Here is a 23,665-nt window from a genome sequence, read left to right as displayed (position 1 = left end):
AGTTACCTTTAGGTTATCTGAGGTCATTTCTGGTTAACAGGGGTTACATGGAATTGGTGCAAATTGTCATATCGGAAATGGGCATAATCTGATAAAATTATGGGTTGTATAAAGCTTTTATGTAGATCATGCTAAGAGAAGAGGAAAAGTGTATTTGATGTCGAATCATTACGAATTAGCTTGTTTGATCTTGAGAGGAGAAACGGAGAGCCCATGATCCAATTTCAAAATGTTTCCAAAGTGTATAACAATGGCACCGTCGGCTTGAATAACATTAATTTAACCATTCAGCCGGGAGAATTCGTTGTTATAGTAGGCTTGTCGGGGGCGGGCAAGTCAACGCTCCTGCGTTCCGTGAATCGCCTTCATGAAATAACCGATGGTCAGATATTGATCGATGGAAATTCGATTACTGCAGCACGTGGTGCACAGCTTCGGCGCATGCGACGAGGGATTGGAATGATCTTTCAAAGCTTTAATTTGGTGAAGCGTGTCTCCGTATTACGGAACGTGTTATCCGGTCGTGTAGGCTACCATTCTACGCTGCGGACGATGCTGGGGTTGTTCCCGCAAGCGGATGTTGAACTGTCACTAAAGGCATTGGAACGGGTGAATATTCGGGAAAAAGCTTACGCACGTGCCGATGAGCTGTCCGGTGGCCAGCAGCAGCGTGTCTCAATTGCCCGCGCGTTAGCGCAGGAGGCCAAAATTATTTTGGCTGATGAGCCTGTAGCTTCGCTAGATCCGTTAACCACTCGTCAAGTTATGGATGATTTGAAACGTATCAATCAGGATTTGGGGATCACAACGATTGTCAACCTTCACTTTATTGATCTTGCCAGAGAATATGCGACTCGTATTATTGGCTTGCGTGCGGGTTCTGTCGTTTTTGATGGTCCGGTAGCCGAAGCAACGGACGAGCGATTCTCCGAAATATATGGTCGCGAAATTAAGAAGGATGAGCTGCTGGGGGGAGACGCCTGATGTCGCCATCTGAACGTAAGGAGGCCGTACAAAAGCTGCAGAAGCCCTCATCGTTAAAGCAAAATCTCACTATTGTGATGGTCCTTGTGCTCCTGGCTTGGAGTGCTTTTAAGACCGATGCTTCGCTGCCTGAGCTTATTGAAGGTATTCCAGAGATGGGCAAGTTATTCGTGGAAATGTACCCTCCTGATTGGAGCTACATGATTAAAATTTGGGAGCCGATGATGGAAACAATCCGAATGGCGATTGTTGGCACGGTTGTAGGTGCTCTTGTCGCTATTCCGATTTCTTTTCTTGCTGCTCGCAATGTCACCCCCATACCCGTTCTGAGTGTAACAGCAAGGTTTCTATTAAATTTGGCGCGTACCATTCCTGAGCTTATGTTTGCCGGCGTATTTGCAGCGATTGTCGGCTATGGGCCGCTCGCTGGAATGATCGCTCTTGCTTTTCTTTCATTCGGGATTGTATCCAAGCTTACTTATGAGTCTATCGAATCCATTGATACAGGTCCGTTGGAATCGATGACTGCGGTGGGTGCGAACAAGCTGCAGTGGATCCGATTCGGTGTTCTTCCGCAGGTAACAGCCCAATTTGCTGGATTTGTTTTATACACGTTTGAAGTAAATGTACGTGCTGCGTCCATATTGGGCTTTGTAGGAGCCGGTGGGATCGGGCTACTTCTGCAGCGAGCGCTGGATCGTCTGAGGTATGATCAAGCCTCCACGATTATAATACTAACGCTGGTTGTTGTGCTGATCATCGATTATGTGAGCACGAAGTTACGGGAGAAGCTGCTATGAAATCAGAGACAATGAAACAGAGCATGGGTCGTCGCATACGTCAGTGGTCCGTATGGTTGGTAACTATTATAATCGTCATATGGGGCTTTTCGGGAATTGAGTTTAACGGCATTAAAGCAACGGCAGCGCAGGTATCCATGGCGATTCTGAGAGGCTTGCTGCATCCGGACTTGAAGTTTATTTATTTACCTGAAGGAGAGGACCTGCTGCGCGGCTTGCTTGAAACCGCAGCTATCGCTGTTCTTGGAACGGTCATTTCGGCGGTGCTGTGTATTCCATTTGCCTTTTGGGCGGCTCGTGCCAAGGGGAAGGCTAGATGGTCAACCAATAGCGGCAAGTTTATGCTGAGCCTGATCCGGACATTTCCGGAGATCGTGCTGGCGATTGTTTTCATTAAAGCGGTCGGTCCGGGCTCTTACGCAGGAGCATTGGCACTGGGTATCCATTCTATCGGAATGTTAGGTAAACTGTATGCCGAAGCGATCGAGAATTTGGACCTTGGTCCAACCGAAGCTCTAACGGCATGCGGTGCAAACAAGCTTCAAACGTTGTGGTTTGCGGTGATTCCGCAAGTCATACCTGACTTTCTCTCGTTTGCGTTATACCGGTTTGAGCTTAACATCCGTTCAGCCACCATTTTAGGTGTTGTTGGTGCAGGCGGTATCGGAACACCGCTTATATTTGCCCTGGAAGCACGCAGTTGGCCTCGTGTCGGTATTATTCTAATTGGTATTATCGTGATGGTTACAATTATTGATCTCATTTCCGGATATATTCGCAAACGTATCGTCTAAATAAGAGCAACAAAAAGACCGTATCTGGGAGCTGGTACTCCAAGATACGGTCTTTCTTTTGCACATTCGTAAGGTAAGCTATCCTAAGCTGCTTATTTACCGCCCATTTGCTTGTTGGCGTCACGAACAACATTGAATTTACTGTCATCAGATGTTGTATAGCCACGGTGGGAATATACTTCATAGATGATTTGTTGACCTACTGGATCTTGACCGATAGCAATGAAAGCATCGGAAATTTTCTTGCGCCATTCATCGCTCATGTCCGTGCGAACAGCGATTGTATCATTAGGGATCGGAGTGGTGAAGAACAGAACACGCGTCTTTTCGAATACGTCCGGAACATCCTTAACAACATTCAAACGAGCATCCTGGAACACAGCCGCTGCGTCAACTTCATCATTCAACACAGCCAGAACACCTTTATCGTGCCCTTTTACGACGATACCTTTAACATCTTTATCAGGGTCGACGTTTTTCTTCTTCAATTCAAGACCTGGATAAATATAACCTGCGGAAGAAGTTACGTCCTGCCAAGCGATTCTTTTGCCCTTCAGGTCTTCAATGGTTTTGATGGGGGAATCTTTTTTAACGATGATCATGGATTTGTAGGAATCGACAAGCTTGGACTTGTCTTCTTGTCCGGTTTCGTCATTAACGCCATAACGTTGGGCTTGTAGCAATAAATCAGCCGCTTTTTTATCGTCATGAGCCAACACGTAGCCTGTTGGAGGCAAGAAGCCGATATCTACTTTTTTGGAAGCCATAGCTTCGATGATCGTGTTATAGTTAGTGGAGATCGTTACTTTTACTGGAATACCAAGCTTATCGCCAAGCAGCTTTTCAAGCGGCTTTGCTTTGGCTTCCAACGTTTCAGCGCTTTGGGAAGGTACGAATTGTACGTTTAATTCTTTAGGTACATACCCTTTGGCTGTCGGTGCTGGAGTAGGAGCAGGTGTTGCTGCCGGAGCTGGAGTCGCAGGAGCAGGTGCTGCTGGTGTCGGTGCTGCCGTCTGTCCACAAGCTGCTGCGATTCCCGCGGTAAGAACCAGCGTCAGGCTTAAGGATGCAAATTTTTTAAACATGTCTTTTTGACCTCCTGTTAATTGTAAAATACAAGCTGCCTCTACTATAGCATAATATATCCAATAGGGCAGTAAATAATTTATGAATTTATGATTAATACGTTATATTCACGTCACTTATTCTCTTGTGAAAATGTATAAATATTACATATGATGGTAGGTTTGTAATTGACCATAATATAGAGTACGGCTATTGCCTTGAAGCAGCTTGGAATTCTTTGTTATAGTAGGTAGAAGAAGCTGTATCACAACATTCCATAATGGACAGGAGCCATCCCATTGATTAATACATCGATAAAGCAGACGGTTACGATCCTGCAAACAAGCGATCTTCATGGCTTTATGCTGCCCATTCAATACGCAAATAATAAGTCTGCTGAGATTGGTTTTGCCCGAATTGCCACATTAATTGAAAGAGAAAGGGCCTTGCAGGACGCAGTCCTTATGATCGATAACGGAGATTTGATTCAAGGCACCCCTCTCGCTTATCACCATGCCCGTCTGGATGCCGCTGCTCCTAACCCGATGATCAGCTGCTTAAACAAACTTCATTACGATGCTGCTGTCTTGGGCAATCATGAGTTCAACTATGGTCTTCCCCTATTACATAAAGCAGTTAAGGAATCGGCTTTCCCATGGTTAAGTGCGAATATTGTTGATAACGACAGTGGGGAGCCTTATTTCGGACAGCCTTATATACTTAAGAAATTCGACAATGGTCCAACAGTAGCTGTACTTGGCTTGACGACCCCTTACATCCCGAACTGGGAAAAAGCCGAGCATATTGCAGGCCTGCGGTTCGAAGATGCTGTCGAGGCTGCACAGAAGTGGGTAGCTTATTTACGAAATGAGCAAAAGGCGGACGTCGTTGTCGTGTCCTATCATGGCGGATTTGAGCGTGATCTGGATACGGGAGAACCGACAGAGTCGTTAACGGGAGAAAATCAAGGATACAGGCTGTGCCAGGAGGTAAAGGGAATTGATGTGCTGCTCACCGGACATCAGCACCGTTCGATCGCAGGAAAACGTCTGGGCGGAGTTACGATTATGCAGCCAGGCAGCCAGGGGGCGTTTCTCGGGAAGGTACAGCTTCACATGGAGCATACTGAGAACGGTTGGCATATACTGGAATCCACCTCAGAGCTGCTCTCTCCTTCGGGCGTTCCACCGCAAGCAGAAATTGTCGAGCTGTTGCAACCCAATGAAGCCTTAACGCAAAAGTGGCTGGATCAGCCTATCGGCAAGCTGCTGGGTGATATGCGGGTCACTGACCCCATGGCGCTTCGTTTAAAAGAGCATCCGCTCATCGAGTTCATCAACACGGTACAGATGGAGCTGTCAGGAGCCTCGATTTCCAATACGGCTTTGTTCGACAATATTTCACCCGGATTCCCGCCAAATATTACGATGAGGGATATTGTTTCCAATTATATATATCCGAATACTTTGCAGGTGCTGAGAGTGAGCGGACAAGATATTAAGGATGCACTGGAGCATTCTGCGGCCTATTTTGCCCAATATACGGGCGGTCCGGTGCAGGTCAGTACAGCCTTTAGCGAGCCTAAGCCGCAGCATTACAATTATGATATGTGGGAAGGAATCACATATAAGCTCAACATATCGCGGCCGGAAGGCGAGCGTGTGCAAAGCTTGGGTTATCAGGGACAGCCTTTGGACATGGATGGTCAATATGAGGTAGTGATGAACAATTACAGGGCTGGTGGTGGCGGGAACTATACGATGTTCCATGGCAAGCCCATTGTAAAGGACATTCCGACGGACATGGCAGAGCTGCTGGCATCCTACATTATGGAAAAAGGGACAATTGAAGCCGCATTAAATAGCAATTGGGAAGTTATTTGGGAATAAGCTGGTGGATAGGGTTCGGAAGAGCAGGAAATTTGTGGGCGTGAATCGAATAAGTACGGTTATTGGATGCTTTAATGGGAGGTTAAATATGCCGACATTTATGAGAAAAGCAAGCCGGAATTCGGGAAGAGCTTCTGCACTTACACAACCACAGCAGCAGCTGGAGGAGCGGCGGCAGCCCAACAGTTCCATGAGCCATATGCATGAGCCAGCATCGCCTGCAGACGTTATGCAGCTGCAACAAACGATAGGCAACAAGGCAGTTGCCCAGCTAATGCGATCGAGAGCTGCCATTCAACGCGTGGTGGATCCTCCGGAAAAGGAATCCGAGAAGGAAAAGAATGGTATGCCGGATCAGCTTAAGCAGGGTGTGGAAAGCCTATCAGGAATGGCTATGGACGATGTCAAGGTTCATTATAATTCCTCGAAGCCGCAGGAGCTGAATGCATTAGCCTATGCACAAGGCGCTGATATTCATCTGGGTCCGGGCCAGGAAAAGCATCTACCGCATGAAGCGTGGCATGTTGTACAGCAAAAGCAAGGGCGGGTAAATCCGACGATGCAGGCGAAGAGCGGAGTCTCCATTAATGATGATGCCGCTCTGGAATCGGAGGCAGACCGTATGGGCCAGCAAGCGATCCAGATGAAAACTGAAGGCGGTGTTATACAGCTCCAGCAGACCGAAATCTATGTAAAAAATATTACCGGATCTTATACAGACGCAGGCGGCGTCGTGCAGGAGTTTCAATATGATGGCGAGGAGCATGTAGCTACGACCAAGTCTCATCCCAGAGGCCAGGTAAACTATGATACTCAGGTCAAAAAGCTGTTGAAGAAAAACAATGTTGTTCCCAAAACGATTACCGATGCCCATATCACGGTTTCATATGAAAGCTTTGGACGTAAGCTGTAAAGCGATCTTGTTAAACTGGTTTAAATTCCGACCAGCCTGTTGACGGCTGCTGCTCAATTGAACCAGTTCAACTGTATCAAGGCCTCTAATACCCTTTGGTTTTAGAGGTTTTTTGTCATCTATAACTAGCGGACTAGCCCGGCTCTGATTCAGTGATCTTATAATTTTGTAAAAAGGAAGTGACCCTCACTTTGCTTCAATCATCGGATTCTATACATAGGCATTCATCTTTCACGAAATTTTGGATATCGCGAACTTTATCTTCAACCTCGTTCCAAATGCTCTCCGTCGCGATCGGATGGCAGATGTATGATTTAACTCATGACGCTTTCAGCCTTGGTTTTGTGGGTCTGGCCCAGTTTGTACCCATGGTGCTGCTAACCTTAGTTGTCGGGCACGTGGCAGACCGCTTTGACCGGCGTAAGATTGTCTTCTTGTGTCAGATCATCGAAGCCGCGATAGCGGTTCTGCTGCTGCTCGGGAATCTGGCAGGCTGGCTTGGCCGTGATCAGATTTTGGTGGCCGCGGCGATTATCGGAGCGTGTCGGGCATTTGAAGGACCCTCGTCCTCGGCACTGTTACCGCAGCTGGTGCCCAAAGCTATCTTGCAGCAAGCCATCGCATGGAGTACCTCAGCCGGTCAAACGGCTCAAATCTTAGGCCCTTCCCTTGGCGGATTGCTTTTTTCTGTGGGACCTGCTTTTGTTTACATCACAGCCGCGATAGCGCTATCAGCTGCCGGAATACTTACTTTCCTGATCCGCATGGAGCAAAGTATACGAAAATTGGAGCCTCTCTCCATGAGCTCTATCTTCTCGGGCATGGTGTTTATTTATCGCCGTCCAATCATATTGGGAACGATATCACTTGATCTTTTTGCTGTCCTGCTTGGCGGAGCTACAGCGCTTATGCCGATATTTGCGCAGGATATTTTGCATGCTGGTCCTTGGGCATTGGGAGTTATGCGGACCGCACCGGCGGTTGGTGCGTTAGTGATGTCGATTGTGTTGGCCTATTTTCCACTTAAAAAAGCCTTTGGCTCTACATTGTTCGGAGCGCTGTTTGTGTTTGGATTGGCGACCATGCTCTTTGCCCTTTCCACGAACTTGTTGATATCGTTGGTTGCTTTGCTCTTCATTGGAGCCTCGGATGTAGTCAGTGTCGTGATTAGGTCATCTCTCGTGCAGCTGCAAACACCAGATGAAATGCGGGGCCGAGTGAACGCTGTGAACTCGCTTTTTGTTGGGACGTCCAATCAGCTTGGCGAGTTCGAGTCAGGTATGCTGGCCGGGTTTATGGGAGCTGTTCCAGCTGCATTCATCGGAGGCATTGGGACTATAGCCGTTGCCGGCTTATGGATGTATTTATTCCCGTCGCTCAGACGACTGCGATCATTAACGGAAAAATAAATACTTTACTATAGTAACGCATTAATGTATTATCAGAGTGTAGTGATAAAGCGTAAGGAGCTGATAGGATGTCAATCAAAACACAGGTTAAACCGCGTCAAGCGCTGCAAAGCATCAAGCCCTATACACCGGGTAAACCGATATGGGAGGTTCAGCGGGAGCTGGGACTAACGAAGGTGGTGAAGCTTGCTTCCAATGAAAATCCACTGGGAGCTTCACCCAAAGGTATACAGGCTGTTCAGCAATTCATGGCTGAAATACATCGTTACCCGGACGCCGATGCCAAAGATGTGAATGCTGCCATTGCTGCAAAATTAAATTTACAATCGGGGCAAATCATAGTCACCAATGGTGGGGATGAATTGATTTCGCTCATTTCAGAAGCTTTTCTGGAGCCGGAGGATGAAATCATCGTACCGAGTCCGTCATTTACCGAATACGAATTTGGCGCACGTTTGATGAATGCCGGAGTGATCGCTGTTCCGCTCAATCAGGACTATGGATATAACATCGAGCAGATGCTGTCCGCAGTAACGGAGCGAACGAAGATCCTCTATATATGTACACCCAACAATCCGACAGGCACCTATTTACCAAAGCGGGATATGGAAAAGCTGCTTGCCGCCCTGCCTCCAAGAGTGTTAGTCGTAATTGATGCAGCTTATAGCCATTTTGCAACAGCAGATGACTATACAGACGGCTTGGATTATGTGCGAGAGGGCTATCCGGTTGTGGTCCTGCAAACCTTTTCCAAAATATACGGTCTGGCTGGTCTGCGTATCGGCTATGGTGCTGCTCCAGAGGCTATTATTGGTCACATTCTCAAGGTCAAGGAGCCTTTTAACGTCAATGCGTTGGCACAATCAGCAGCGGCTGCGGCTATCACAGATGATTTGCATGTGCAGGCATCGCAGCAGCTCAATAGTGACGGCCGGGAGCAGCTGTATGCGGCTTTTGCAGCACTCGGACTGCCCTATATTAAAAGTATGAGCAATTTTGTACTGGTTGAGCTTGGTCCGGAGAGTAAACGATATTATGAGCTGCTTTTAACCAAAGGTGTGGTTGTGCGCCATGGCGGGATATGGGGTCTTCCACAGCATGTGAGAATCACAGTTGGGACCAAAGAGGATAATGAGTTTTTGATTACGGCGCTGCAAGCGTCGATGCTGGAAATAAGTAAAAAGTAGTATAAACGTTATCAGTATTATAGTATGATCAAAGCAAAAGGTTGTTCGAACAGTCCCCTTTGAAACCATCTCGTTGATGGAAAGTGGACTATTGAACACGCACTACAAGGAGGATATATCAATGAGTCTTTTGCTTTGGCCACAAGGTACACCGAATGCATTAGGAAATGAGGCTGAGGATTTACCAACGCTGGTGCCTTATCTCGTGGAGGGAGGAGCACCCACGGCTGCGGTCGTCATATGTCCTGGCGGGGGTTATGCACGTAGAGCCGATCATGAGGGAGAACCGATTGCGCTGTGGCTCAATTCACTGGGTATTTCCGCATTTGTTGTACATTATCGCGTAGCTCCTTACCAGCATCCGAACCCGTTATCCGATGCTCAGCGCGCGATTCGAATCGTTCGCAGCAAGGCGAAGGAGTGGAATATTGATTCCGCTCGTGTCGGTATTCTCGGTTTTTCTGCTGGTGGCCATCTGGCTTCTGCCAGCGGTACGCATTATGACAGCGGACGGCCAGATGCCGAGGACCCTATTGAGCGGGAAGGCTGCCGCCCTGATCTGCTCGTATTGTGTTATCCGGTAATCAGCTTCATCGCTTACCCGCATACAGGCTCGCGCAATAATCTGTTGGGTGAGCCTGCTGATCCGCAGCTTGTGGAGCTATTGTCGAGTGAAAATCAGGTAACCGATCAGACACCTCCGACCTTCTTATGGCACACCGCTGATGATGCTGCTGTTCCAGTAGAAAACAGTCTGATGTTTGCTTCAGCGCTCAGCCGCCACAAAGTACCTTTCGAGCTGCATGTGTATGAGAGTGGTCGTCATGGATTAGGGTTGGCTGAAGAACAGGTAGGTGTACGTGCCTGGACGGATGCCTGCGCGATTTGGCTGGCCAAGCAGGGGTTCTAACAGCAAAGTATCCTTATGATCAATCCGGAACAAATAATTATAATTGTTCTTTAACTTGAGCGAAGCGTGCTGATATGAGTTAATAGATATTGTAGCGGGCCCGCTAACGTACCAAGGAAAGGAGTGATCATGAACAATGATTCTACAACCTGAGGTGATCTCTGCGTAAGCAGAGATGCCATAATGGCGGGGAGGCTTCATAGCCTCCCTTTATATGTTTCCAATTGATACGGGAGTGGACATTTCAACCGTACATAATGTATAATTTTGTTTGTATAGGCAGTTGTTAGATGTGAATAAGAGTTTCATGAAAACTAAGACGAAGGGAGTGGCATTCAATGTTTGAGGGCACAGCAATTAAAGAGGTAGGGCTGAACTGAATAAGCATTTTTTCCACCACCGTTACCTGACGTCGTTGACATGGAACATGACATAGTTGGACTCTCAGGCACGATACGGCGATCGTGTTTTTTTTTTCTAATTTTAGGAGGTGTGAAGATGAAAATGCTTATCTCTTTCTCGGCGGCGCTTGCAATGAAAGCACGGAAGGAGGATTTCATCTATGGGTTACAAGAACGGAAGAGATTTTCTTCCCCCTAGCCTGCTTAAGCAACTGCAGGATTACATTCAGGGCGAGATTATCTACATTCCCAAAAAAGAACAGACACGCGCTGGTTGGGGCGAGAATAACGGTACCCGCCAAACGATTCAGCGTCGTAATCATGAGATATACAGACTGTATGAGAACGGTTCAACGGTTCTGGAGCTCATTCAGACTTATCACTTATCTGAAGATAGCATTCGTAAAATTATCGTCAAAACGCGCTGTGCCACTGCCCGTCAGCACTAGCTGGACTTTAGGCTCAGCTGATGCGGCTGCCTCACAGTCGGTCTCCATATAAGCAATTGAAAAGATGACTATGAAAAAAGCCGGAGGGCTTTTTTTCATTTTACAGCCATGTACAAGCATTCTGTGTATAAGAAAGGAAGAGCCTAAATGCCAAGTGTGGATTTGAACTGTGATATGGGGGAAAGCTTTGGTTCTTACTTGGTTGATCGTGATGAGCTGCTAATGAAGTATATCACTTCGGCTAATATTGCCTGCGGCTATCATGCGGGTGATCCTGCTATCATGCGTCGGACGGTTCGTCTCTGTCTCAAGCATGGAGTTGCGATTGGCGCTCATCCAGGACTGCCCGATCTTGCAGGCTTTGGCAGACGGAAGCTGCAGATCACTGTAGATGAAGCCTATGAGATGGTGGTTTACCAGGTTGGAGCCTTAATGGGATTTGTACTCGCGGAGGGTGCTGTTCTACAGCATGTGAAGCCGCATGGTGCTTTGTACAATATGGCTGCGGTAGACGCCGAGTTATCCTTGGCGATAGCCGAAGCGGTTTATCGTATCGATTCGAGATTGATCTTATTCGGTCTTGCGGGCAGTGAACTGATCCAGGCAGGCCGGAAGATGGGGCTGCGTGTCGCTGAGGAGGCTTTTGTCGATCGTACATATCGTGCTGATGGTACGCTGAGTCCTCGATCTGAACCGAATGCAGTAATAGAAGAACCAGAGCAAGCGATTAGCCAAGCTATCGGGCTGATTAAGGAAGGTAGGGTGGCTACTGACAAGGGACGTATATCCTTGAGGGCGGATACCCTGTGTATCCATGGAGACACACCCAATGCCCTGATGTTTGCAGAGCTGATTTCAAGTCGTTTGGTGCAGGAGGGAGTTACACTCCAGGCCGCTGCTGGAATGCGCGGGTGAGTGCAACGGCTCTTGCATGGAAAGAAAGAAGCGGGATGAATGCTTAACTTCTTCTGGATTGAGGACGCCAGTCATCCCTTTCAGATTTCTTTATAATCTCGGTCATTCGCAGCACGACAGAATTTGCTTCTTCTTCACCAAAATGCCCCTTGAGCTGCTCAAAGGTAAGGTTGTCATGGAGAAGCTTGCGTGATACACTGGAATCTTTATACCAGGCTTCCGTAATCGCGAAGAGACCTTCCTTTTTTAGCCAAACCTCATGGTAATAATGCTCGGCTTCATTTATCATTTTCATAGACATATAATAGGCTGAAATCGGTATACGGGGGTCCGATAAGCGTTGGCTCATAACCGATCCTGAGGAGACTGGTTGGCCAAATGTGATACAGGTAGATACTTTTTTTACAACGTAGTCAATATTATCCATATGCTCAACTCCTGTAGTAGTTCTAACGATCTAACTGAATAATAATTTTAATAATAAAGGTCATATTTCATACAATAACATAGTTCTTATGACTTAAAAATAAGCCTTATTACCTATAATTTCATTACTCAAATTTTTTACATATAAATGTAAAACAATGCTATAATACAGCTTAATGTCAGTTCAGTTTAAACTTAAATAGGGAGAATCAAGTTAATGTCCAATTATAACATTTTATTGGCTGATGATGAAATGGCACTGCGCTTTTTATTAACCGAAACTCTCGCCGACGAAGGTTACCATATTACAGAGGCAGAGGACGGTAAGGAAGCCCTGGACTACATAAAAAGCAACAAATACGATCTGATCATTCTCGATTATATGATGCCGGAACTGACGGGTGTAGAGGTTTGTGAGTGGCTTCGCAATCATGACAACCCGAATCAGCAGTCACCGGTGATTCTACTAACAGCCAAGGCACTGGAGAAGGATCGCGATCGGGCACGTACTGCCGGGGTGAGCACTTATATCGTTAAGCCCTTCAGTCCGCTGCAGCTGGCAGACACGGTTCAGCAATTAATTGAAAGCTAGTTCAAGAATATTATTAGTGACTGGATGTGAAAGGTTTTGCGGCAAACGACACCTGAGGAACGTATTCGCAGAGAAGAAAAGCTGATGAAGGAAGGCCGGAAAAAATATATAGGAGAACTACGCAAGCAGCTGGCTCAACTCAGTGAACTGAGTGAGATACAGGAAGCGGATATGAACCTGGATATTGCTCTGAAGTTGTATCGGCTTGTCCACACGCTTAAGGGAAGTGCACCGATGTTTGGTTTTATACGCATTGGAGCTATTGCCGAAAAACTCGTTCGTCGTTGGGAGTGGGCCCAGGATTTGGAGCTTTCAGTCACTCAGGATAATTTGATTAAGAATGAGTTTCAAGCATCGCTTGCGGGAAGTACAGACTTGATACAGCAGCTGTCGATGGAGCTCGATATTTATGAGCAGGAGCTTGACCTGGATGAGCAGCAGGAGCAGATGAGTAAGCGCGCGCCGATGATGGCTTTGGGAAGCAGATTGCTTGTCATTGATGATGACGATGTGCTGCGCTCCTATTTGGTCCGTCGCTTTAAGCTCGAAGGCTATGAGGTTGATGAGGCCAGGGATGTGGCAGAAGCCCAAAAGTTACTGAGGGAATTCACCTATGATCTGATATTGCTGGATTTGATGATGCACCCACAATCGGGCTATGAGCTGTTCGAGTTTGTAAAAGAAGATCCAACGCTCAAATGGATTTCGTTGGTTGTTCTTTCCGGGCGTGATCATATTCATGACAAAGTTCGCTGCTTTTATTTGGGTGCGGATGATTTTATAACGAAGCCATTTCAATATGAGGAATTAAGTGCCCGTGTGTACAGCCTGCTGAAACGGACCAAGGATTTTGAACAGATGGCTTTTCGTGATCCATTGACGGGCGTATATAACCGACGTTATTTTGACCATCAGGTTAAGGTTGAGCTTCAACGCATCGAACGTTATCCGTCACCGATGTCTCTCGTATTTATCGATATCGATCGCTTCAAATCGATCAATGATACGTATGGACACCATATTGGCGATCTCGTTCTGCAAGGGTTGGCGCATTTATTGCAAAATCACTTAAGAGCGACCGATGTGCTGGCAAGGTTTGGGGGAGAAGAGTTTGTCATTATTTTCCCGGGAATGTCGGGGCCACAAACGTTAAAGGTAGTGGAATCCATATTGGAGCATGCCCGGTGCGGGCCTGTAGCCCAGAATGAAGGGCAAGCCTTCCACATTACCTTTTCTGCGGGCATTTGCGAATGGTCGAATGGGATGACAGTGGAGGAGTGGATCAAAAACTCCGATGATGCGATGTATACAGCCAAGCAAAATGGGCGCAACGGAGCACTGCTCTATTCCAAAGTCATGTCTGCTGCTGAAACCACGGGAACGGTTACGGTCAAGGAGCGTCAAAAGACGATATTAATTGCCGATGACGATCGAATTCTCCGTTCTATTCTTGTGTCCAAGCTGCAGCATCTTCCTGTTAGCTTTGCTGAGGCCGTTGACGGGGAGGAAGCTTATTTGATATTAAAAAGTCAGCAGGTCGATTTGTGTATACTGGATGGATTGATGCCAAGGCTGGACGGCTTCGAAATGCTGGAACGAATGAAGGAAGAGTCCAGCAAGCCGGAAGAAGTACGGATACTGATGCTGTCAGGACGCAGCCGCGAGGAGGATTTGACCAGAGGACTTGAGCTGGGCGTTGATACGTATATGCACAAGCCCTTTTCCATGGTAGAGCTGGAGGTCAAGGTCAAGCAGCTGCTGGAGCTTGGGTAGAGTGTGAAGTTCGATCCCAAAGACTTGTGCAGTAGAAAGAACGTAAATAGAGTTAAATGATATGGTATGAGATCGAAGAAAAGATAACAAGAAGACCCGTGACAGCCATCGTTGGCCGCGCGGGTCTTTTTCTGTTCTATTTAGAAGAAATTTTGTATTTCTCTTACAAATCATCCCAGTTCAGGCTGGAGGATTTGCTGTAATTGGTTACCTTTTGCTCGAAGAAGTCGGTTTTCATGCTGTTCATATTGCTGAAGTTTTCGACCCATTTCATCGGATGCTCAACAACCTCAGGATAAAGGATTTCCAGACCGAGCATCTTCAGGCGCTCATTGGACAAATATTTGATATATTGATCAATAATCTCATTGCTCAGACCATTCATCATATCATTAGTAATATATTGTCCCCATTCGATCTCGTGCTCAACGGCGGTTTTCATCATTTGACGCAAATCCTCAATCAATTCGTTCGTGAAGATTTCTGGATTTTCCTTGCGGATTTCCCGGAAAATGTTCTGGAACAAAGCCAAATGGGTTAACTCATCACGTTGAATATATTTGATTTCGGATACGGTACCGAGCATTTTACCTTGACGACCCAGCGAATAGAAGAAGCTAAAGCCGCTGTAAAAGTAGATGCCCTCCAAAATATAGTTAGCCATGATTGCGCGCAGCAAGTTCACTGTTGAAGAATCGTCGATAAACTTCTCATACAGGTCGGTGATAAAACGATTACGGCGCAATAAATGCTTGTCTTCCCGCCACTGGTTGTAAATATCATCGCGAACCTCTGCCGAGCAAACGCTGTCCAAGATGTAGGAGTAGCTTTGGCTATGTACAGCCTCCTGGAAGGTCTGAACGGTCAGGCACAAATTAACCTCGGGAGCGGTGATGTACTCATTAATGTTAGGCAAATTGGAGGTTTGCAGGGAGTCCAGGAAAATCAGGAAGCTGATGATCTTATCATAGCCTTGACGCTCATGCGGTGAAAGAAATTTATAGTCCTTGGCGTCCTGGGCCAATGGAATTTCCTCGGGAATCCAAAAGTTATTCATCATGTTGCGGTACATCTTCGTAGCCCAATCGTATTTGACATTGTTGAGCTCAATCAGGTTCGTGGTATTGCCGCCAATCATTCGGCGCTTGCCCCAATCACGGTCGCCGTGTTCGTTGAATAGTTTCTTTTTTTTGAGATCCAAAGTGGATGCCTACCCCCTAAATCCCCCTGGGAGGGGGACCCCAAGGGGCGCTGCCCCCTGGACCCCCTCTGACGGGAGAGTTTCTATTGTGTGTTATACTCGCGTTCGTGACCCGCAGGTGGGACTTGGGCTCTGTCTTGCGCCAGAGTCCAAGTCCCATCTGCGGGTCACACGCTTAACTGTAGTGCTGTGATGGTTGGAGCGGTAAGGTTGGTGCTATCCTCGCTTTTCGTACCCCTTCGGGGATACACGCTCTACGGTTGGTGCAGGTCAAGAGATACGAGATGACAAGCTTAAGGCTTAAGGTCAAGGGCTGAGCAGTTCGCTTCGCTGCTGCAAGATCAAGATCAATAGCAAGATCAAGAGCAAGAGCAAGGGCCAGAGCAAGACATACCTATAAGATATCCCAATTGCTGCTGATTACTATTATTTTTAAGCGGAGCAGCTTACGCAATCTTCGACTTCCAGGCTTTTGTTGCGGACGTAGTAAACGGTTTTTAGGCCGTTTTCCCAGGCGGCGATATACAGCTCCAGGAATTCCTTCGCGGATAGCTCAGGAGTGATGTAGAGATTGAACGACTGCGCCTGATCAATATGGCGCTGACGAACGCCAGCGGCTTTGATGCTCCACAGCTGATCGATCAAGTGGGCCTCTTTGTAATACCACATGGTTTCAGGGTTCAGGTTAGGTGCCGTTTGCGGAATAACGGCGTTCTTTTTCTCTTCAACGAAAAATTTATTGAAGATCGGGTCGATACCAGCAGTGGAACCGGCGATCAAAGATGTAGACGCTGTTGGTGCGATAGCAAACATCCAGCCGTTACGTACGCCATATTGAGCAACCTGCTCCTTCAGCTCCAGCCATTCGGGACTGTTGTAGCCGCGGGAATCGAAGTAAGCGCCAGTTTGCCATTCACTGCCTTCGAATGCTTTGAAGGCGCCTTTTTCCTTGGCGATTTCCATGGAGGCTTTGACAGCGTAATAGTTCATCCATTCATAAACCTCATCGGCTTTGGCGACGTGATCATCGGATTCCCACTGGATTTTGAGCTGAGCGAGCATTTGGTGATAGCCGCTCGAGCCGAGTCCGACAGCACGGTATTTTTTGTTCGTAATTTCTGCTTGCGGGATCGGGTAGTAATTCAAGTCGATAACATTGTCCATCATCCGCATTTGGGTAGTCACGACACGCTCGATATCTTCCTTCGTGTAGGCGCGGCCCAAGTTAAGAGATGACAGGTTGCATACGACGAAGTCGCCGCTTTTGACTTGATTCGTAATGATGCCATCCTCATGCTGGGTTTGCAGCAATTCGGTCGGGCTCATGTTCTGGCAAATTTCGGTGCACAGATTGGAGCAGTAGATCATGCCGGCATGCTTGTTCGGGTTGGCACGGTTAACGGTATCACGGAAGAACAGGAACGGTGTGCCAGTCTCGAATGCGCTGGTCAAAATACGCTTCATGATATCGATCGCCGGAATTTCGTCCTTGGAGATCTTATCATCGTTGACGCATTCCTGGTACCGACGCTCCCATTCTTCACCCCAGCTGTCTTCAATGGAGTAACCCTTGACCTTGCGAACCTCGTGAGGATCGAGCAAGTACCAACTGCCACGTTCCTGAACGGTTTTCATGAACAGATCAGGAATACAAATGCCAGGGAAAATATCATGGGCTTTCATCCGATCGTCGCCGTTGTTGGTCTTCAGGTTCAGGAAGTCGAGTACGTCCTTGTGCCATACGTCAAGGTAAACAGCGACAGCACCGGAGCGTACGCCTAACTGGTCAACCGCAATAGCGGTATTATTGTAGTTTTTGATCCAGGGAATAACGCCGCCAGCGACGCCCTTGTATCCGCGGATATTCGAGCCCTTGCTGCGCACTTTACCAACATAGATACCCATGCCGCCGCCATGCTTGGACACCTGTGCGAAGCTTTGATCCACGTTGTAAATTCCCCACAAATTGTCCGGCACCGTGTCAATAAAGCAGCTGGACAGCTGGTGCAGCGGTTTACGTGCATTTGCGAGTGTTGGTGTTGCAACTGTCATTTCCAGCTTGCTCAGCACATCGTAGAACTGCTTTGCCCATTTGAGCTTGTCCGTTTCCTTCATGGCCAGATGCATCGCAACACCCATGAACAGCTCCTGCGGCAGCTCCAGTACTTCCTTGTCAAGGCCGCGGATCAGGTAACGGTCTGCTAATGTTTTGAGTCCGATATAATTTAACAAATAGTCGCGTTCTGGCTTGATATAAGTTCCAAGCTCCTGAATTTCTTCACGGGAATAATGCTCGAGGATGTATTTTCCATATAAGCCCATGTCGGTTAAATATGTAATCAGCGAGTACAAATCGCCATAGCCGAAATGTCCATACTTACGGTTAAGACGAGCTTCTTTATATAAATCATAAGCAAGCAGCTTGGCGGCAACATACTGCCAGGTCGGCTGCTCCACGCTTGTTTTTTCCACAGCAACTTGAATCAGCAGTCGTTGAATTTCTTGGGTGGTGATCCCATTGCGAAACAGAGGCAGCAAAGCCGTTTCCAGCTCTAGCGGATCGCAATCCGGGTACGTTTCACTGGCGAAATCGATAACCTTTTTCATTTTGGAAAATACCAGTTCTTCTTTGGTGCCATCTCTTTTGACAATAATCATCGTGCTATCTACTCCTTCATTGAACAAAAATAAGATGAAATCAGATACGGTGTCCGTTTTTAGACAAGGAAAAAGCATGTTGTCCTGTTGACAAAACAGGCACATGCCAGTCATCAGCTGCATGCATGGAAGTTAAAAAGTTTGTGCAAAACACATTGACAAAACAAATGACATATGATAGTGGATCACACAAGATCTAGTTGCTTTTGAAGCCGTAAAATGAATTTACCTCAATATATGGTGTCGTGTCAATCTCTTAATTTTCCCGAAAAATAGTTCTGAAAGGTTTGGGCTTTATCATAAATGGCTGTATTTCGCCATAATCGGTCAATTACGGATAAATAAGCGAGATGTTCTAAATGGATCGGAAAATCAGCTGAATAAAAAATAGGCGGATAGACCTACACGTTGTAAGAGTTCAATAGCTTGGTTGACTTTTTCGTTAATCGTTACGTAGAATCCTCATTCAATAGCTTCAATTCCCTTGCTTGGGAGACGGCCTTCGTTCTTTTGTTAACCTCCAGCTTACTGTATATATTTTGGATGTGATTTTTGACGGTCCCCACCACAACACCCAATTGGTCGCCTATTTCCAGATTGGACAACCCTTTAGCTACTAAATTTAATACTTCCAGCTCCCGGCTAGTCAGCGGATCAACAAGAGAGGCAGGTATTTTGGCTGAATGAGTCGTCGCTATCGGAATCGTTGTTTTGCCATAGGATTGCAGCAGGGTTAACACGAAGTAAACTTGAAATGAGAGCATTTGTACAACATCGATCCTGTCCGCTGTAAATGCATGTGTCGTCAGGTTATTTTCCAGATACAGAATCAACGCTGGATGGTCAGGCTTCAAAATAGGAAAACAAAGGATCGACTTGGGCTGCTGCTTGATGATATACGTGTCATCCGATAATTGCTTATCTATCCGTGCGTCATCGATGCTAACGACTTGCTCAGTTCGGCTTACATAGCTTACAACACCTGATGATACATACTCGCAGTGCTCCAAAGGGATGGATTCCAGAGATGTGAGTAAGCGATCCCCCGCTTCTACGTAAACCTTCGTTAATAGGGACGTTCCTTCGGATACCAGCAAACAACCCTTTTGTGCGCCTGCATTTTCGATAAGTATACCCATCAGCTTGAACAGCAGCTGCTCCAGATTGATTTCATTGGAAAAGGATTGTGCCGCCTTCAGGATGCTGGCCAAATCAATGGGATTGGAGGATTCTTTGACTTCTGGCGTCCGATTCATCACAAGCTCACCGTTAAAGGTGCTGTCAGAAGGTAAGAGCTCGGGATATTTGCTCAATAGGTCGCGAGCTTTAACCTGTGCGCCCCAGCTGATATAGCCTTCATACGCATCGGTCATGTAAACCCGGGCCACTTTATCGATTCCCTTGGCCAAATACAGCTTGGCAAAAAGCTCACTCGCAATAGCTTCATTCTGAATATAGCCGCTATCTCGGGCAGCCATTATCGATTCGTGATACAAGGTTATTGAGGTTGATACATCACCGGATATGCGTGCCATTTCGGCGGTTATCAGCTTATATTTATGCATGTAGTAGGAAGGATTAACCTCTGCCCACTGCTTCATTGTCAATTGGTAATGCTCCAGCAGAGTCCATTGGTACTGTTTCTCCGTAGTTGTAAACGTATCCCAAGCCGCGCTAATAGCCAATGAATAATAAAAATGATGCTCAGGTACATGTGCGAGAAACGAAGTGTATTCGATGAATGCAACAGCACGTTCAGCTGCTTGAATTGCCTGGGAGTAATTTCCGAGTAAATAATGGATTTGTGTTTTATAGGTGTAATTTCTGAAAGATTGAAGCGCTTTGAATTCCGTCCCCCCAGACTCATTGATAACAGAGTTATATTCATTCAATTGGGTAATATCCATAGTAATGATGTCATTGGTTAATCCCTGAAGATCCGAGATCAGTTGCAAATAATTATATAAGGTGATGATACGATAAGTTTTTTTGCTTTGGGCGATAGTTGACAAATACGACTGGACAAGATCATGCAGCTCTTCCAGTTTTTTGCGCGTGTACGTATAATTCACATGGTCAGCCATAGCCAAGCGGGCATATATATAGTCCCCATTGTTCATGCTCAGTTGAATTCCTTGGACCCAATAAGCCTTATTGTGTGCTTCATTGTCTTCCCATTGATTAAGCACCTTGCCTACCATAAAATAAACTTTTCCCCGGATCGATGGAAGCGGATATTTCTCTGAAAGCTGGTAGGCGATTTTAGCGAGCTGTTGTCCGATCTCATATTTCCCCAAAACAAAGCTAGCGTGAATCCCGTATGACCCATAAGCCAAAGCACAAGCGGGGCAGTTGCCATATTCAATGGAAAGCTTCATATAAGTGGATATAAGCAGGGTATAAACGTCCTTGTCGGAAATCAAAGCAGGCAGTATTAAGGTGAGCATCAAATTCATCGCAGCCAGTAGATCCGTATCTTGTACCTCCGGCAATTCCAATAGCCTGTGCATGTCACGATTGATCAGCTCATGGGCAGCTTCTCTTTCCTGAAGAACAATCTCTTTATTTGGGTATCGGGGAATCCGAATTTCGTACTCCTGCAGGCTATCCAATCCAAGAGTTATGGCATCGACATATTTTCCCGTATTGACGTAATGCGTAATTTGGATAAGGCGAACCTGGATACGTTTGCTTTGGGATTGGGCACGATGGAGCATAGACTCAACAAGCTGCTCTGCCGTGCTTGGGCTGCCACTGAGATAAAGGCACTCCATATGCTCCAATAAAAGCTCGAAACAGAACTCGAATCTGATGCTCCAATCCTTTTCCTCGATGAAATGAACGGCCTTCTGATAATATTGGGAAGCCGCTTCAAAGGCAGATGAAGCTTTTGCTTGACGTCCTGCACGGATATTGAGCTCAAGTAGAAGTTCCCGAGGCGGTTCGTTGATGGCACTATGGATTGTTTGATTATAATGATTGGCAATTTCAAATGAACGCATGTCCCGTTCCTTGCTGTCCGTATGCTGAAGCAGAAAAGCGCCAGCCTGTTGATGAGCTTGCATTCTTTGTTCCTCTTCCATGATCGAATAAGCGGCCTGCTGAATCCGATCGTGCATAAATCGAAACATCAAGGGTTGATCTTGAAAACATCCGGAGGCTACCATCTCCATGGAGCTTTCCAATATGTGGCTGGCTGGTTCGCTCAGAGGTAGAATCAATCCTTCCATGACAGCGGTTTTCAAGTCTGCTGCCGTCTGGTAGCTGTCTTGTCCATTCATAGCGGCAACCATATGTAAATCAAACTGGTTGCCCGAGCAGGCTGCCAGGCTCAATACGACTTGCGTACCGCTTGGCAGCTTGCCAATTTGGTCAATAATAAATTCCAGCATTTCAGCGGAATGTTGAATGTTTTCTATACGTTCCAGATTCCACTCCCATAGACGCTCGCGAACGTTATATGTCAGCAGCAGCTCCTTATACGTAGTTTCGAACAGCAATTTAAAGAAAAAAGGGTTTCCTGAGGTTTTGCGAAATAGAGCAGCAGCCAAACTCCATGATGCTTGAATGTCGCAATGCAGCGTATCCGCAACCATCCTGTTCAGATCAGCCATCTTTACCGGACCCAATTGTATGGAATGAACGGACAAACCGGACTTTTGGAGCTTGTCCATTTGCTGGGAGGCAGCACTGGAATGCTGCACTTCATGATCTCGATAAGCGCCGATAACAAACAAATAATCGATATTCGAGTCCGTCATGATGATTTCCAGAAGCTGTAAGGACGCCGGATCCGCCCATTGCAGATCATCGAGAAAAATAACAAGTGGATGCTCTTTGCTCGCAACTACTTGAACAAATTGGCGAAAGGCCAGCTGTAGACGATTTTGCGATTCCATAGGCAGCAAAACATCTGCTGGTGGTGTTATACCGATAATTGATGTAAGCTCGGGGATAACATCAACAATGACAGATAGGTTCGTTCCCAGTGTGTGAACAAGCTGCTCCTTCCAAACCATTAACTTATCGCTATGCTCTGAACGAACCTCTACAATTAAGTCACGAAATGCCTGGATAATCGGTTCATATGGAATGTGTCGATTGATCTGAACGAATTTGCCGGAAATGAAGTACCCTTTTTGTTCAACGATCGGTTTATATATTTCTTTGATTAATGATGTTTTACCAATGCCCGCGTGACCCGTAATGAGCACGGCTTCTTTATTACCGAGTTCCACGAACCTATCAAAGCATTCTAACAGTTGAGCAGTCTCCTGCTCACGTCCATAAACCTTTTGCGGAATTTCAAAATCACCGTACAGAGCGGCCTGATCAAGCGCATGGCTAGCGATGCTGCCTGTTTCTGACCATTGCTTATAGCAAGCTTCCAGATCAGCCGATAGACCATACGCACTTTGATACCGCTCTTCCCTATTTTTGGCTGTCAGCTTCATGATCATTTGGGAAACAAGAGCAGGGATTTCTTTATTGTAGGTGTCAACTGCAAGGGGTTCTTTGGCGATATGAGCATGAATCCATTCAATCGGGTCCAGAGCTTGAAAAGGAACTCGTCCTGACAGCATTTCGTACAAGGTAATTCCAAGCGAATACAGGTCTGATCGATAATCTACCGTCCGATTCATTCTTCCTGTTTGTTCCGGCGACATATAAGCGGGTGTTCCTTCGAATGCCTGATGAGCCAGGGCAAGGCTGGTGGTGAGACCAAAGCCGTGAATTTTCACTTTAAGTGTAGTGGGATCTATCAGAATATTACCGGGATGAATATCTTTGTGAACAAGTTGATGCTGATGATGAAGCTCGTTGAGAGCTTTGCTGAGCTGAATGGCAATCGGAAAAAACACTTGAAGGGGTACAGGCTTCGATTGAAGATACGTTGTGAGGGGGATACTGTCGAAATCCTCCATAGTCAGAGCAAGGACGGAGCCTTGTTTTTCTAAGCTAATGGATTTGACAAAACCTTCATGAGAGATGCCTTTGGAAATTTCGTATTCATGGATCAGCTTCGTAATATCGTTTATATGAGGAGATGCAGATGTAAGAGCTTTGACGAGGACATATGAACTGTTTGTACGGGCATAGCCTCGATAAATGATATACTTCTCTTGCTGAGCGACTAATTTTGTATTCGTATATCGATCAAAAGTAGACATATTGGAAATCACCTTACTATCCATGTAGTTAGTCATTCTATAGTAGCATACGTGAGTAGACAAGCAAATGAAATCATTGTTTTCTTCCATCTCCTCCTGGTTCATGGACACCTGTAAATTGAGAATTC

General features: G+C 46.4%; 17 protein-coding genes. 12 read left to right on the top strand and 5 right to left on the bottom strand.

Annotated elements, in window-relative coordinates; all coding sequences use genetic code 11:
• Positions 1-213: 213 nt before the first annotated feature.
• Genes phnC through phnE (NST47_RS31495) form a run of 3 tightly spaced genes read left to right on the top strand, consistent with a single transcriptional unit; the run spans position 214 to position 2,578 of the window.
• Positions 214-984 (top strand): phosphonate ABC transporter ATP-binding protein, encoded by a 771-nt coding sequence (gene phnC / locus NST47_RS31505; RefSeq protein ID WP_341158661.1) that lies wholly within the window; start codon positions 214-216, stop codon positions 982-984.
• On the top strand, positions 984-1,784 hold the full coding sequence (gene phnE, locus NST47_RS31500; RefSeq protein WP_341158660.1) for a phosphonate ABC transporter, permease protein PhnE: 801 nt from the start codon (positions 984-986) through the stop codon (positions 1,782-1,784). The genes phnC and phnE (NST47_RS31500) overlap by 1 nt, the downstream gene beginning before the upstream one ends.
• A complete protein-coding gene (gene phnE / locus NST47_RS31495) occupies positions 1,781-2,578 on the top strand; it encodes a phosphonate ABC transporter, permease protein PhnE (RefSeq protein WP_341158659.1) in 798 nt (265 codons plus the stop codon). The genes phnE (NST47_RS31500) and phnE (NST47_RS31495) overlap by 4 nt, the downstream gene beginning before the upstream one ends.
• Positions 2,579-2,670: 92 nt before the next feature.
• On the opposite strand, the gene NST47_RS31490 is transcribed toward phnE (NST47_RS31495), so the two are convergent.
• Entirely contained in the window at positions 2,671-3,663 is a 993-nt protein-coding gene (locus tag NST47_RS31490; protein WP_341158658.1) for a phosphate/phosphite/phosphonate ABC transporter substrate-binding protein, read from the bottom strand.
• Positions 3,664-3,942: 279 nt separating this feature from the next.
• Here NST47_RS31490 and NST47_RS31485 point away from each other — a divergent pair, with 279 nt between their 5' ends.
• From NST47_RS31485 to NST47_RS31455, 7 genes are all read left to right on the top strand, one after another.
• On the top strand, positions 3,943-5,532 hold the full coding sequence (locus NST47_RS31485) for a bifunctional metallophosphatase/5'-nucleotidase (RefSeq protein WP_341158657.1): 1,590 nt from the start codon (positions 3,943-3,945) through the stop codon (positions 5,530-5,532).
• An 88-nt stretch (positions 5,533-5,620) separates the two neighbouring features.
• Positions 5,621-6,445 (top strand): eCIS core domain-containing protein, encoded by an 825-nt coding sequence (locus NST47_RS31480; protein ID WP_341158656.1) that lies wholly within the window; start codon positions 5,621-5,623, stop codon positions 6,443-6,445.
• A gap of 179 nt (positions 6,446-6,624) precedes the next feature.
• Positions 6,625-7,854, top strand: coding sequence for an MFS transporter (locus NST47_RS31475; RefSeq protein ID WP_341158655.1), 1,230 nt, complete (start codon positions 6,625-6,627; stop codon positions 7,852-7,854).
• 68 nt (positions 7,855-7,922) lie between these two features.
• Positions 7,923-9,041, top strand: coding sequence for a histidinol-phosphate transaminase (gene hisC, locus NST47_RS31470; RefSeq protein WP_341158654.1), 1,119 nt, complete (start codon positions 7,923-7,925; stop codon positions 9,039-9,041).
• Between the two features lie 121 nt (positions 9,042-9,162).
• Positions 9,163-9,951, top strand: coding sequence for an alpha/beta hydrolase (locus NST47_RS31465; protein ID WP_341158653.1), 789 nt, complete (start codon positions 9,163-9,165; stop codon positions 9,949-9,951).
• A gap of 562 nt (positions 9,952-10,513) precedes the next feature.
• Positions 10,514-10,801 carry a CD3324 family protein gene (locus NST47_RS31460; RefSeq protein WP_076233392.1) on the top strand — a complete coding sequence of 96 codons (288 nt, stop codon included), beginning with the start codon at positions 10,514-10,516 and terminating at the stop codon, positions 10,799-10,801.
• Between the two features lie 147 nt (positions 10,802-10,948).
• Positions 10,949-11,716, top strand: a complete 768-nt coding sequence (locus NST47_RS31455; protein ID WP_341158652.1) for a LamB/YcsF family protein — start codon at positions 10,949-10,951, stop codon at positions 11,714-11,716.
• Positions 11,717-11,759: 43 nt separating this feature from the next.
• Here the strand turns inward: NST47_RS31455 and NST47_RS31450 are convergent, their stop codons facing one another.
• Complete coding sequence (locus tag NST47_RS31450; protein WP_341158651.1) at positions 11,760-12,143, bottom strand: hypothetical protein; 384 nt, start codon at positions 12,141-12,143, stop codon at positions 11,760-11,762.
• Positions 12,144-12,359: 216 nt separating this feature from the next.
• Here NST47_RS31450 and NST47_RS31445 point away from each other — a divergent pair, with 216 nt between their 5' ends.
• Complete coding sequence (locus tag NST47_RS31445; RefSeq protein WP_262684816.1) at positions 12,360-12,734, top strand: response regulator; 375 nt, start codon at positions 12,360-12,362, stop codon at positions 12,732-12,734.
• Between the two features lie 36 nt (positions 12,735-12,770).
• Positions 12,771-14,507: a diguanylate cyclase gene (locus NST47_RS31440; RefSeq protein WP_341158650.1), complete on the top strand. Its 1,737-nt coding sequence runs from the start codon at positions 12,771-12,773 to the stop codon at positions 14,505-14,507.
• A 163-nt stretch (positions 14,508-14,670) separates the two neighbouring features.
• Here the strand turns inward: NST47_RS31440 and NST47_RS31435 are convergent, their stop codons facing one another.
• From NST47_RS31435 to NST47_RS31425, 3 genes are all read right to left on the bottom strand, one after another.
• On the bottom strand, positions 14,671-15,708 hold the full coding sequence (locus NST47_RS31435) for a ribonucleotide-diphosphate reductase subunit beta (RefSeq protein ID WP_076233401.1): 1,038 nt from the start codon (positions 15,706-15,708) through the stop codon (positions 14,671-14,673).
• Positions 15,709-16,140: 432 nt separating this feature from the next.
• Positions 16,141-18,366 carry a ribonucleoside-diphosphate reductase subunit alpha gene (locus NST47_RS31430; RefSeq protein WP_341158649.1) on the bottom strand — a complete coding sequence of 742 codons (2,226 nt, stop codon included), beginning with the start codon at positions 18,364-18,366 and terminating at the stop codon, positions 16,141-16,143.
• A gap of 449 nt (positions 18,367-18,815) precedes the next feature.
• Positions 18,816-23,537 carry a helix-turn-helix transcriptional regulator gene (locus NST47_RS31425; protein ID WP_341158648.1) on the bottom strand — a complete coding sequence of 1,574 codons (4,722 nt, stop codon included), beginning with the start codon at positions 23,535-23,537 and terminating at the stop codon, positions 18,816-18,818.
• Positions 23,538-23,665 lie beyond the last annotated feature (128 nt).

Source organism: Paenibacillus sp. FSL H8-0034, assembly GCF_038000305.1.
Taxonomy (GTDB): Bacteria; Bacillota; Bacilli; order Paenibacillales; family NBRC-103111; genus Paenibacillus_S.
The sequence above is the reverse complement of the archived record's forward strand: the minus strand, read 5'-3'. Positions and strand labels throughout refer to the sequence as shown.